The 12,874-nt window shown below is 35.8% G+C and carries 10 protein-coding genes; 2 read left to right on the top strand and 8 right to left on the bottom strand.

Going from position 1 to position 12,874, the window contains the following annotated elements; all coding sequences use genetic code 11:
* Positions 1 to 93: 93 nt before the first annotated feature.
* Positions 94 to 1,614, top strand: a complete 1,521-nt coding sequence (locus R2Q59_RS11640) for a glycoside hydrolase family 10 protein (RefSeq protein ID WP_316785620.1) — start codon at positions 94 to 96, stop codon at positions 1,612 to 1,614.
* 3 nt (positions 1,615 to 1,617) lie between these two features.
* A complete protein-coding gene (locus R2Q59_RS11635) occupies positions 1,618 to 1,818 on the top strand; it encodes a hypothetical protein (RefSeq protein WP_316769060.1) in 201 nt (66 codons plus the stop codon).
* Here R2Q59_RS11635 and R2Q59_RS11630 read toward each other — a convergent pair whose 3' ends face one another.
* From R2Q59_RS11630 to R2Q59_RS11595, 8 genes are all read right to left on the bottom strand, one after another.
* Positions 1,819 to 2,790, bottom strand: a complete 972-nt coding sequence (locus tag R2Q59_RS11630; RefSeq protein WP_316785619.1) for a type IX secretion system membrane protein PorP/SprF — start codon at positions 2,788 to 2,790, stop codon at positions 1,819 to 1,821. It abuts the gene before it with no gap.
* A 12-nt stretch (positions 2,791 to 2,802) separates the two neighbouring features.
* Positions 2,803 to 3,741, bottom strand: a complete 939-nt coding sequence (locus R2Q59_RS11625; RefSeq protein WP_316785618.1) for a gliding motility-associated C-terminal domain-containing protein — start codon at positions 3,739 to 3,741, stop codon at positions 2,803 to 2,805.
* Positions 3,742 to 3,768: 27 nt separating this feature from the next.
* On the bottom strand, positions 3,769 to 4,494 hold the full coding sequence (locus tag R2Q59_RS11620; RefSeq protein ID WP_316769054.1) for a hypothetical protein: 726 nt from the start codon (positions 4,492 to 4,494) through the stop codon (positions 3,769 to 3,771).
* Between the two features lie 35 nt (positions 4,495 to 4,529).
* Positions 4,530 to 6,158 (bottom strand): hypothetical protein, encoded by a 1,629-nt coding sequence (locus R2Q59_RS11615; protein ID WP_316785617.1) that lies wholly within the window; start codon positions 6,156 to 6,158, stop codon positions 4,530 to 4,532.
* A 279-nt stretch (positions 6,159 to 6,437) separates the two neighbouring features.
* Positions 6,438 to 7,292: an N-acetylglucosamine kinase gene (locus R2Q59_RS11610; protein ID WP_316769050.1), complete on the bottom strand. Its 855-nt coding sequence runs from the start codon at positions 7,290 to 7,292 to the stop codon at positions 6,438 to 6,440.
* A 17-nt stretch (positions 7,293 to 7,309) separates the two neighbouring features.
* Positions 7,310 to 8,626 (bottom strand): TolC family protein, encoded by a 1,317-nt coding sequence (locus R2Q59_RS11605; protein WP_316785616.1) that lies wholly within the window; start codon positions 8,624 to 8,626, stop codon positions 7,310 to 7,312.
* A gap of 1 nt (position 8,627) precedes the next feature.
* Positions 8,628 to 11,747 carry an efflux RND transporter permease subunit gene (locus R2Q59_RS11600; RefSeq protein ID WP_316769046.1) on the bottom strand — a complete coding sequence of 1,040 codons (3,120 nt, stop codon included), beginning with the start codon at positions 11,745 to 11,747 and terminating at the stop codon, positions 8,628 to 8,630.
* Positions 11,744 to 12,862 (bottom strand): efflux RND transporter periplasmic adaptor subunit, encoded by a 1,119-nt coding sequence (locus R2Q59_RS11595; RefSeq protein WP_316769043.1) that lies wholly within the window; start codon positions 12,860 to 12,862, stop codon positions 11,744 to 11,746. Before R2Q59_RS11595 ends, R2Q59_RS11600 begins: the two co-directional genes overlap by 4 nt.
* Positions 12,863 to 12,874 lie beyond the last annotated feature (12 nt).

Genomic DNA, 12,874 nt, shown 5'->3' with positions numbered 1-12,874 from the left:
CTTATTAAAAAAGAAAAGAGCAGGAAATACAGTTAGATTGTATTTTACCAAAGCTTTTTTGCATTTTTAAAAGATCAAAATCAATCAAGCTTAATGTTAAAGAGGATATTTCAATTATTCGTTATTTTTATTAGTATAAATTGCTTTCAGTTGGTTAAGGCACAAAAATCAATTGAACAACAGCCAAAGGCGATGCGAGAATTTAGGGCTGCGTGGATTGCTTCTGTGGCTAATATTAATTGGCCAAGTAAACCTGGTTTAAGTAGCACAGAGCAACAAAAAGAAGCCATTGTGTTATTAGATTTATTACAAAGTTTAAATTTTAATGCGGCTATATTACAAATTAGACCTCAGGCAGATGCCTTATATAAAAGTGATTTAGAGCCGTGGTCTTATTTTTTAACTGGTGAACAAGGAAAAGCACCAAATCCGTACTATGATCCTTTAGAATTTTGGGTCGAAGCAGCACATGATAGAGGTTTGGAATTACATGTCTGGTTAAATCCTTATAGGGCCCACCACCTTTCTGGCAGTGAAGAGAGCGCTGGTTCGGTTGTAAAATCGAAACCCGAATTAGTATTGAAATTAAAAGACGGGCAATATTGGATGGACCCATCATTAAAGGGCGTTCAAGATCAGTCGGCTGCAGTAGTGAGAGATATTGTTAAACGTTACGATATTGATGGTGTTCATTTCGACGATTATTTTTATCCTTACGATTCATATAACGGTGGTGAAGATTTTCCAGATAGTTTAAGTTGGGCAGCTTACCAACAAAGTGGAGGTAAATTAACTAGAGCTGATTGGAGAAGGGAAAGTGTAAATACTTTCATAGAACGCATTTATAAAGAGATTAAGGCAGAGAAAAAGCATGTCAAATTTGGATTAAGTCCATTTGGGATTTGGAGACCTGGTTATCCAGCATCTGTTGAGGGTTATGACCAATACGAAAAACTTTATGCTGATGCAAAATTGTGGTTAAATAAAGGATGGATAGACTATTTTACACCTCAATTGTACTGGAAAGTAAATGACATACCACATAGTTTTCCAGTGTTGTTGGGTTGGTGGCAAAGCGAAAATATAAAAAACAGGCATTTATGGCCAGGTATGAATGTGGGTTTAGGTGGCGATGATAAAAATACTGATGAAATCATAAACCAAATTATGGTAACAAGGGGTATGTTGCCTCAAAGCCCTGGAGCTGTACATTGGAGCATTGCTGCATTAGTTAAACATCCGCTTTTGCGCAGCGCATTAAAAAGTGGACCCTACAGAAACCAGGCTTTAGTCCCATCTAGCGAATGGCTAGATCGTAAGGCACCAGAAAAACCTATCATAACAGTTGTTCCAAAAGGAAAATTATTGGAAGTTAGATGGAATCACCCAGAAAAGAATGATGTTTTTAAATGGGTAGTTTACTTTAAATATGGCAATAAATGGAATTATAAAATTATGAATAGAAAGGATGATAGTTTGGATTTATTGGCCTCGGTAGAAGGTAGTTCAAAAGGCATCAGCCAAACATTAATAAGTTCTTTTGCTGTAACTGCCATAGATAGAACAGGCAATGAAAGTGAATTTGTTGAACATCAAATTGGAGGGGTAAATTAATTGATGAAACTGCACTCAAAAGAATTAGTAGAAGCTACGGCTAATGCAATAAAGGATCATTTTATTCCAAAAAAAGCAAATGAAAAATCATTTAGCTTTCACTTTACCATACCACCAAGTTCAAATTATAAAGCTAGTTATGAAAAAGATGGAAAAGGAGACTGGATTTTTGTTGGCTTTGAGATAGATGAAAGCAAAGCATAGTTAGAAACAAAAAAAGAGTTTATTTCTAACTGGAGCTAGGTTAAAATAATAGCCTACAGAAATTTCATGTGAGCCAAAGCCATAACTGCCGAGCTTATTTAAGCTATAATCGAATCCATAACCAACTCTAAAACGTTCCTTAACCAGAAAATCAGTCATTATTCCAACGGCACTTTTCTTCAGTAGATTATTCTGAATGGCTGGCCTTGGAAATAGATTTAACGAGGTTCTATATACTGCCCCAATAGAAAACTTATCTTTAAATATTAGAAATGAATTAATGTCTAAAGAGGTAGGTCCATGTAAATCATCCTTAAGTAGAAATGATGGTTTAAAATTAATATCTCTTTGTATAGGAAGCATCATGGCTGCGGTAAAATAGATATGTTCTTGGGTATTTAAATTAGCAAAAAAGTCATTATCGGTGGTTAGCCTTTTTGCAAAAAGATTATTAGCAGAAAAACCTATAAAAAAGGTTTCGGTAGATAGTTGTGCACCAACTCTTAAACTTGGCATTGTCCTGCTTTCAAAACCTACAGGAATTTTGGCGTCACCAACTTCCTCTGCAGTTAACAAGCTGCCATTCAAGCCAGTTTGCATGACCCCAACACCTATTCCGAATGCCAGCACATTGAATACGTTATGATTTAACCTCAAGCGATAGGCTAAATTAGCATAGGCATTCAATGTGCTTTGTGCACCGATTTTATCTTTTGTTACTATGCCACCAACAGCGATATCTTTATCTGGAATTGGGGCATCAAATGCGATAGATAAACTTTGTGGAGCACCCTTTAAGCCCGTCCATTGCGCCCTATAAATTGCTTGAACAAACATTGCCTCTTTATATCCAGCATATGCTGGATTTACATAAAGCCCGTTATAGATATATTGCCCATACTGCGTTTCTTGTTGCGCAAACAAGGGAAATAACATCAAATAAAATAATCCCGTTAAAATAATCTTTTTCATATCCATTTTATTTTATCGTACTACAGTAATATAACCTGTAAGCTCTTGCCAAGCGGATGTAGCTGTTTTAACTCTCAATACATAGAAATAAGTGCCATCGCTAAGACCATTTGCTGTCCAATCATTTTGATATCCTTTTTTTTCATACACTGTGCTTTGCCATCTATTTATGATGGTTAGCTCATTTGATGTGTAATATTCTAACCCAGTAATTTTGAAGAAATCATTCTTACCATCGTTATTTGGTGTAAACACATTAGGTATTAGCAGTCCAATAATTGGCTTAAAGTCAATGGAGGTATTGTTAGCTACCTTGGGGTCTGTTTCTACGGCATAAGCCATTGCGATATTCTTAACTAACCCCGGCTGGCTTGCCATCACCTTGATCTTTAGATCTGCAGTTTCTCCAGTTATTACCTTTGGTATATCCCAAGTAATGGTTCGCGTACTTTCACTATAACTTGCTGTTCCGATTGAAGGATTTATCAATTGAGAAAAGGTAAGCTCCTTTGGTAAGGCATCAGTTACTTTTATCACTGTGGCATCACTCGGACCATTGTTCTTCACTTTCAGGTTATATTCAAAAACTTCGTTGACGGAGATTGCCCTGGCTTCAGATGTTTTGGTTATCATTAAATCTGCAGTCTTTGGTGCGGCATCTACCGTAACAATTATAGGGTCTGAGATGTCAGAAACACAACCTGCTATGTTATATGACATTACTGTATAAGTTCCAGCATTTCCAGTGGTATAAGATTGAGCAATTTCTCCTGGAATAGGGCTTCCATTCTTTAACCATTGATATTTTATTCCATCAGTAGAATTGGCCTTAAAGGTCACAGTTTTCCCATTGGCAATATTTACTGTTTGTGGAACAGAAGATTGCGCAAAGCTTACCGTTGCAAAAAGCAACAGCAAACCTATTAGGAAACCTATGGTTTTGTTAAACATCTGATGGAATGGCTCGAATTACCTAGTTTAGTTAGCAGTAATTACAATTGTTGGTTGGGCAGGTGCTGCAATTACTTCAACTGTTTGAGTTGTAGCGCCAGTAACAGGGCAACCAGAAGTACTAATTAGCGCATTGGTAAAGCCAGCTTTCTGTTTGTATTTAACACTACCAGTAATTACATAAGTACCTATTACGGTGGTTGTTAAAGTGTAAACTCCAGTAGTAGCATTGATAGTTCCTACAGTGGTTCCATTAACAGCTGATCCACCATCTTTTACAACACTGTAACTATATTCGGCTTCTAAATCATCGGTGTAAGGCGTGCCAGTTGGAAACCCAGTAAAGGTTGGTGTGATTACTGAATTTGCATTGGCACCTGCCGAAGTACAATATTGTGCATTGCTTGGCGCTGATGCTAAATTAAATGCTAATGGAGGTAATACAATGAAATCATTTACTACATCTGCAGGCGCACAAATAGCAGGATTACTTGATGTAGAACGCATCGTAACCGTATACGTGCCAGGAGTAGAAGAAGCCGTTATGCTATAAACTCCAGCCACGGGTGTTATAGCATTAAATCCTGCTCCTTCTACATCCCAAGTATAGGAAATGTTTGCAATTGTTTGTGGCGTGAAATTTAAAGTAGCACCAGCACATACATAATAGGTTGCAGCAAATGCTGAGCTTGAGATTAATGTAAATAATGCCACTAGCATCATTTTTTTTAGGTTTTTGATTGTTGTTTTCATGTCGCTTGTTATTTATTGTTTATGAGTTAATTAATTTAATTTGAAGTAATAGTTATGCTTGGTGATGTTAATTTTGGATTAATGATTACGTTGAAATTGACAGGGTCACTTATACATCCATTTGCATTTTTTACGGTTATCGTTCCTGCATATGTTGATGCTGGCGTAGAAACATGGATAGGAATGCTTATTGGGCTGCTTGCTGGAAACGCCGCATCAACTATGTTTGTTAATGGACTACCACCAGCCCAAGTTATGCTGTAAGATGTTGGGTTTTCTGTTGTTGCTGTAAAAGGTAATAATGCTGTTAAAGTCTCCACACAAATTGATGGGTCTGTTCCTAAGGTTATGCTTGGTAATGAATTGATTTTTATATTAACAGGGATTCTTCCAGATGTTTCTGTACAATTGTTTCGAACAGATTCTACATAAAAAATATGGTCGCCTGGCGTTAATAAACTTACATCAGGGGTGTAGCTAACACCAGTATGTAAAATTGTGCCGCCAATTGCAGTGTTGTACCAATTGTAAGTGGTGCAATCCTGGGCTGTACCAATAGTTAAAGTAGATGTATTTCCAGAACACAAAGTGATAAGGTTTGAAACTAAATCTGTACTTGAAATTTTTGGTTTAGCAATAATTCTCTGTATCTCATATACCCTAAGCCCATTTAGTAGCGAAGCTAATCCTCCGGCTGTAGCTATTTGAACCTTATCAAAAGCATTGGTTATAGGTATAGTTATTGTGTACTTTGTAGTCGAACCATGTAGTAGATTTAGATTCAAAAAAGGAGAATTTCCTGCAACGTCCATCACTTGAGTGTTTCCACTAAAGCCTCTAACATGAAAGTCACTTGCTAAAATAGTTGCGTTTAGTAATGCTAAATTATCAGACTCAATTATAATTCTAATAGAATCTCCAACAACAGAATGAGCAGGATATACAGCTGTTAAATAAGTTTCGTTAAGAGCACTTACTGTAGAGTTTATTTTGGCATAAAGACCTAGATTTCCATCTATTGATCTAAGAGGATTTTCAACAGCTGTTAATGAACTAGCAATTGTTCCTGTAGACCCACTTAAAACCTCTATTGGAGAAACACATGCTATAGTAGCGCTGGGCTTGTTAAAGTAGGCATAATAAAGATCTACTGAGGTTCCCACGTCTAATAGGGGATTAATGATTACCCTAACCCCGTCATATTTTGCTCCTGGGGTAAATGTGATAATGTTTTCACCTTGTCCGCTTAGTAGGCCAAGTAGCGAAGCTCCTGAGTAAGCTGTGCCAACAGGCACGCCACTAAGTGTAGCTTGAATGGTAACATTGTTTAAAACATTAAGTATGGTAGAACCAGTTGCCAGCTTAACTGAAACTGGTACACTACCGTTATCACCAGCTGGTAATTCTGCAGCAGGAAATTTTAAATTTTGCCAAGCTGTTCCCAAACCCAACAAGCCGACATATGTGGATAGAGTAGAATGCGTATATAATGAGCCATCTACGGCGTTGGGTTTATTAATAACCTCGGCTAATGTAACAAAGAGTACTGAAACATCTGAGCTACTGGTTTGGCTATCGGCATATACACGTTCATTTGGTGTGCAATCTTGTCCCCTCACTTCTCCCAATGAGAAAAATAAAATTGCTACAGATAGCAACCTCAATAATAGGGGATATGGTTTTCTAAAAGAGAGCACGATGAGGGGATAATTTAGTTTAAAACCTGCTTTAGATCTCTCTAAGTGCAGATTTCTCTATAAACATAGATTATTTATCAACATGGTAAGCCGTTCATTTTATACAGTGTTTTACGACTTAACACTGAGATTAGCTTAAATGAACAAAGTTTGTTCAGAAAATGAACAAGAATGATTTTTCCTGAACAATAAGAAAGGAATCAATTTAGAAATAATGAATGAATCGTGGCAGACTAAAAGGGGTATTTAAGCTGTAATGCCTTCTCTTTTAAGGATATAATCGAAAATCCCTTCAATTGGTTTTTGCAGAATTTTACCAACCTTAATGCCATTCTCTGCAAAAACTGATTTAAGTGCATCTTGGTAGTAATAAGAAATAGAGCCAACGAAATTGCACTCCAATGTTTTGTAGGCTTTATAATCTTTCACGTTGGTATCAATAAATTCTTGAAAGCCTTCTTTAAGTATTTGCTGAATAAAAGGATGTTCTTTGTGGGCTATCATGAACCTGCTAAATGTAGCTAAGTAAGAGTTTGGGAAAGGCTTTTGATAGATATTGGTAATAATGGTATCTCTATCAACCTCAAAATTTTTAGCAAATTCTAGTCTTAATTCTTCAGGCATTTTATTGTGTAGATAACTAACCAATATTTTCCTTCCAAAATAAGTTCCAGAACCCTCATCTCCTAAAACATAACCTAATCCATGATTACTTCTATGGACTTCAGTTCCATCATAATAAGCGATGTTAGATCCTGTTCCTAAAATGCAAGTTAAACCTTTCTTATCTCCACAGGTGGCATAGGCAGATCCAATTAAATCATGATCAACACTTATAAATGCATTGGTGAAAAAAGTAGAAAGACCATTTGAAATAATTTCATGTTTATCTGGTGAAGAACATCCCGAACCAAAAAAATACACTTCTTTAATAGCAGTTGCATAAGCCGATAAATCTCTATTCTTAGATAAGATTTTAACAACGTCGAAGGCATTTACAAAATAAGGATTAATGCCTTGTGTACTAAATGTTAACGTCTTATTTGGACTATAAGCCATCCAGTCTGTTTTCGAAGATCCGCTATCCGCAACTAAAATCATACACTAAAAATAGCAAATTATTGAATATTTAAAGTCCCACTCAGTTCTTTTAATGCAATTTCTGCCAATTTAGCCTGATATTGTATTTCAAGGTATCTATTATTGGCATCTAATGCATTTCTTTGAGCCTCTCTTAACTCTAACGGAGCTATACTTCCAAGTCGGTATTTCTCTAAAGTAATGTCTAAATTTTGCTTTGCGATATCTACATTTCCTCGCTCTAGTTTAATCAACTCAAGGTAAGTGCTATAATTTTGGTAGGCAGAAGTTAGTTGAGCAATAATTCCCTGTCTGGTTTTTTCTAAAGTCAATTCAGATGAATTGATTTCAATTTTAGCATTACGCTCATTTTGCCTTTGTAAGAAACCATTAAAGATTGGTACACTTGCAGTTAAGCCATACGTATATCCATTTGACCTTGACTTTGTGCTAAAACCTGTTGGATTTGCATTTCTATTAAAATCATAACCTGTGTTTAAGCTAACTCTCGGATAACGATTTCCCTTAATCTGCTTTAGGTTTAATTCTGCAATCTTTTTGCTGATAAATGCATTTTGCAAATCAGGATTAAGGTTTTGTGTTTGGGTAGCTAATTCAGCATAGCTTAAATTTTGATCAATAACCATTTGATTATCGGCAACAAATTTAATATTAGCATCTCTTGCCATTAACAGATTAAGGTTAACCATATAATTATTAAGCAAGTTTTTTTGCTGTAAATAATTCGATGTATCTGTATTATAATCGACTTTTGCAGAAAGCACATCTAATTTAGAACCACGTCCAATTTCTAATTTATTGTTGGCAATTTTAAGCCTATAAGTAGAAACATCAATAGCACTATCTGCTGCTAAAACCAGTTGTTGTTGTTTAACTACATTAAAATACGCATTAATCACATCAGACACGGTAGTTAAAATTTGTCCTTTAGCAACAATATTTCCTTGTTGTTCCAAGGCTTTCAACCTATCATAGTTGGCAAACATGGTAAAGCCATCAAAAACTGTCCAGTCTAAGCCTACCCCGTAAGACATATTTGTACTTCTTGCACCATCTACAATTCTTTGTGTTCCTGTAGATTGTGTTTGAACAGTGTTTTGTCTACTTCCGCCAGTATTAAATGTGCCAACAGCAACAGGCAATATTCCTGCATTACCTAAATTAACATTGTTTTTAGCTATTGCCACATTGTTGCTTACTAGCTTTATATCGTAATTATTCTTTAACGCAATGCTGATAGCATCTTGCAAGCTCAATTTTTCTTGAGCAAAAACATTTTGGTTAGCATTTGCTAGCCATAGGGCGATAAAAAATATAATATACTTTAATTTCATTCTAGTCATTATTTTTTGATGCCTTTTCATCAGCTTCTGCTGCCGCCAACGATGCTGTTAAATCTTTATTTTCTTTGTGTTCTTTTGACCAAGCAGAGTAAATTGCAGGAATTACAAATAGTGTTAAAATCAATGAGAATAATGTCCCACCAATAATAACTGTTCCCATACTCATTCTGCTTTTTGCAGCAGCTCCTAATGCCATTGCAATAGGTAAAGCACCAATAGCAATTGCCATACTGGTCATTAAAATTGGTCTTAACCTCGAAACAGCAGCTTCTCTAATTGCATCATGTACCGTTGCGCCTTTTTCTTTTAATTGATTAGCAAATTCGACAATTAAAATACCATTTTTAGTCACCAAGCCAATTAACATGATTGTACCAATCTGACTAAATATATTCCAGCTCTGACCGCATAACCAAAGCGATAAAAATGCTCCAGCAACAGCCATCGGTACAGTTAAGATAATAATGATTGGGTCTTTGAAACTTTCGAATTGAGCGGAAAGAATTAGGTAAACCAATAATAAAGCTAGGCCAAAGGCGAATAAAGTGTTCGATGAACTTTCTTGAAAATCTCTTGATTCACCACTTAAGTCAGTAGAAAAACTATCATCCAATACTTTCGCCTTAATTTTGTCCATTGCTTCAATTCCGTCTCCAATACTTTTACCAGGAGCTAAACCAGCAGAAACACTCGCAGAAATAAAACGGTTGTTTCTATACAATTGCGGTGGACTGCTTTCTTCTTTTGCAGTTACCAAATTGTCCAATTGAATCAATTGCCCTTTGTTATTTCTAACATAAACTGAACTTAAATCTAAAGGGTCTTTTCTGTCGCTTACATCAAACTGTCCTATAACTTGATATTGTTTTCCATTCATAAAGAAATAAGAAAAACGCTGCCCACTTAAGCCTAGTTGCAAAGTCTGAGCAATATCTACAATAGAAACACCTAGGTTATTAGCCTTCTCCCTATCAATGGTTAGATTAATCTCTGGCTTATTAAATTTAAGGTTAACGTCTGAAGTAGAAAACGTAGGGTCTTTGGCAACCTCTTCCATAAACAATGGCACTTTTTCTCTTAATTTCTCAAAGTTTTGTGCTTGTAAAATGTAGCTAATTGGCAAACCGCCTCTTCGTCCAACAGAAATAGTTGGCTGTTGTGTAACCGTAACTTTTCCTTCAGTATATTTTCGGGTAATTTTGGTTAACCTATCTGCGATTTCTTTTTGAGACTTCTCTCTGTCTTCGGGATCAGTTAAGCCCATACGTATGAAGCCCGAATTCGTAGCTCCAGCACCACCAAAACCTGGAGAAGTAATGGTGATGAGCACTTTTTTCTCAGGGACTGAATCAGTAACCATTTGAGCAACCTTATTCATGAATTTATCAGTATAAGCAAAAGAAGAACCTTCTGGTGTACTTAAATTCATATTAATTGCACTTCTATCGTCATAAGGTGCAGTTTCTTTTGGTAATAAATTCCAAAACAGCGCAATTAATCCAATACATATAATGATGATAGGAGCAGCTATCCATCGTCTACTTAAAAATTTCTCTAGGTTATCTTTATAAGATTCGTTCAATTTAACAAAATATGGTTCTGTAAAATTGTAAAACCTCGATGGCTTATGGCCACCTTTTTTCATTAAATAAGCGTTTAACATTGGGGTTAATGTTAAAGAAACAAAGGCAGAAATTAATACCGCTGCACCTATAACAACTCCAAACTCTCGAAAGAGCCGCCCGACAAATCCCTGCAAGAAAATTACTGGTAAAAATACCGCTGCAAGGGTAATTGAAATGGAAATTACAGCAAAAAATATCTCGTTAGAACCTTTAATTGCCGCTTCGATAGGAGAATAACCTTCCTCTACTTTCTTAAATATGTTTTCTGTTACAACAATACCATCATCCACCACTAAACCTGTTGCCAAAACTATAGCTAATAAGGTTAATACATTTATTGAAAACCCAAAAATGTACATGATAAAAAAGGTAGCAATTAAGGAAACAGGAATATCAATTAATGGCCTAAATGCAATTGCCCAATCTCTAAAAAACAGGTAAATGATTAGAATTACCAGCACCAATGATATCAAAATTGTTTCAGCAACTTCTGTTACAGACCTCTTAATAAATAAAGTGCTATCTAGAGAAACTTTTAGCTTGATATCAGTTGGCATATCAGCCTTTAAATCTTCAAAACGTTTGTAAAATTCATTACTTATTTCTAAATAATTAGCACCAGGCTGAGGGATAATTCCAACAGCAACCATCGGTATCCCAGATTCACGTAAAACCGTCTCTTCGTTTTCTGAACCAAGATCTATTTGAGCAACGTCTTGTAGTTTAACAACATTTAAACTATCATTTTTAATGATAAGGTTATTAAATTGTTCAGCTGTAGTTAATTTCCCTAATGTCTTTACCGTTAATTCAGTATTTGCTCCAGTTAATTTTCCAGAGGGAAGCTCAACATTTTCATTGTTTAAAGCTGTTACAATGTCTTGAGAGGTTAAGCCATAAGATGATAGCTTATTGGGGTCTATGCGAATTCGCATAGCATACTTTCTTTGCCCTTGAATTTGTACACTACTAACACCAGGGATAGTCTGAATCCTATCTGCAATAACGTTTTCTGCAAAATCACTTAAATCAGTTACACCACGTTTATCACTCTGTACAGTCATAGAAATAATAGCATCAGAGTTAGCGTCAGCTTTGGTAACTGTTGGTAAACCTTCTATGTCTTTTGGTAAGTTACGTGCAGCTTGAGAAACTTTGTCCCGTACATCATTCGCAGCCTCATCTATGTTTTTTCCTAAATTAAATTCTATGGTAATGTTGCTTGAGCCCTGATTACTTGAAGATGAGATATTTCTAATCCCATCAATTGAGTTAATAGATTTCTCTAAAGGTTCTGTAATTTGAGATTCAATAATATCTGAGTTTGCTCCTGGATAAGAAGTTCTAACAGAAACTACTGTTGGGTCAATAGATGGGTATTCTCTTATTCCTAAAAAATTATAGCCAATTACCCCAAAAAGGATAATAACCAGATTCATTACAATGGCAAGAACCGGTCGTTTTATACTGGTGGTTGAAATGCTCATTGCTTAGTTTTTGCTAATTTTACTTTCACAGGTGCATCTGGTTTTAATGACATGGCGCCTGTTGTTAAAACAGTATCACCAACGTTTAAACCAGAGGTGATTACAACACTTTCGGCTGTTCTAGTACCAGCTTCAACATTAACTTGTTTTGCCTTACCATCTTTACTTATGTAAACAATTTTCCCTTTTAATACTGGAATTACTGCTTCAGTAGGAATGAGAATAGCATTATCTAGGGTTTTTAGTGCCAGTTTGATTTTAGCAAATGCACCTGGCAAAAGTTCTCCGTTAGGGTTTTGAGCCAATGCTTTTATTTGTAATGTTCTAGTTTGTTGATTAATGCCTGGTTCGATTGCGAAAACCTTTCCTGTATAAGTTTTTCCAGAGGCGTCTGTAGTAAATGTAATGCTAGAATTTAAAGAGATTTGGCCAACATATTTTTCTGGAACAGAGAAGCTAATTTTTACAGGATTAATGCTAGATAAATTAGCTATTGTTGTAGAAGGTGTTAGATACTCTCCAACAGAAATTGATCTTAAACCAATTTTTCCGCTAAATGGAGCTATAACAGAAGTTTTAGCCAGTTGGGCTCTAATTAATTGTGCCTGTGCCTTTAACGTTTGTAAATCGGCCAAAGCCGTATCATATTCTGCTTGACTAATAGCACCTTTTTGTAAAAGTTGTTTAGCTCTATTTTCATTAGTAGCTGATAAATTTTGTTTAGATAAAGCCTCTCTCAATTGCGCTTGAATATCTCTGTCATTTACTTTAACCAAAACGCTACCCTTGCTTACATTGCTCCCTTCTTTAAAGTAAATTCCAGTCACCAAGCCCGCAACTTCACTTCTTAACACAACAGATTCATTGGCTTCAATACTACCAGAAACCTCTAATCTGTTATCAAAAGAAACAGTTTTTACTATAATACCTTCCACAGAGATACCTGGACCGCTAGGTCCGCCTTTTCCACCAGGCCCACCTTTACCTTCCTTTCCAGCGGCACCTCCTTTTGGCCCTCCTTCTCCAGCAATTTTTTTGTTTTCAGAAATTCTATAGTAAACTAGATAGGCAAGCCCTAATAGTAAGAGTGTGTAAATGATATATCTAACTTTCATGTATGTGTGTGT

This window comes from Pedobacter frigiditerrae (assembly GCF_032678705.1).
In the GTDB taxonomy this organism is placed as follows: Bacteria; Bacteroidota; Bacteroidia; order Sphingobacteriales; family Sphingobacteriaceae; genus Pedobacter; species Pedobacter frigiditerrae_A.
The sequence above is the reverse complement of the archived record's forward strand: the minus strand, read 5'-3'. Positions and strand labels throughout refer to the sequence as shown.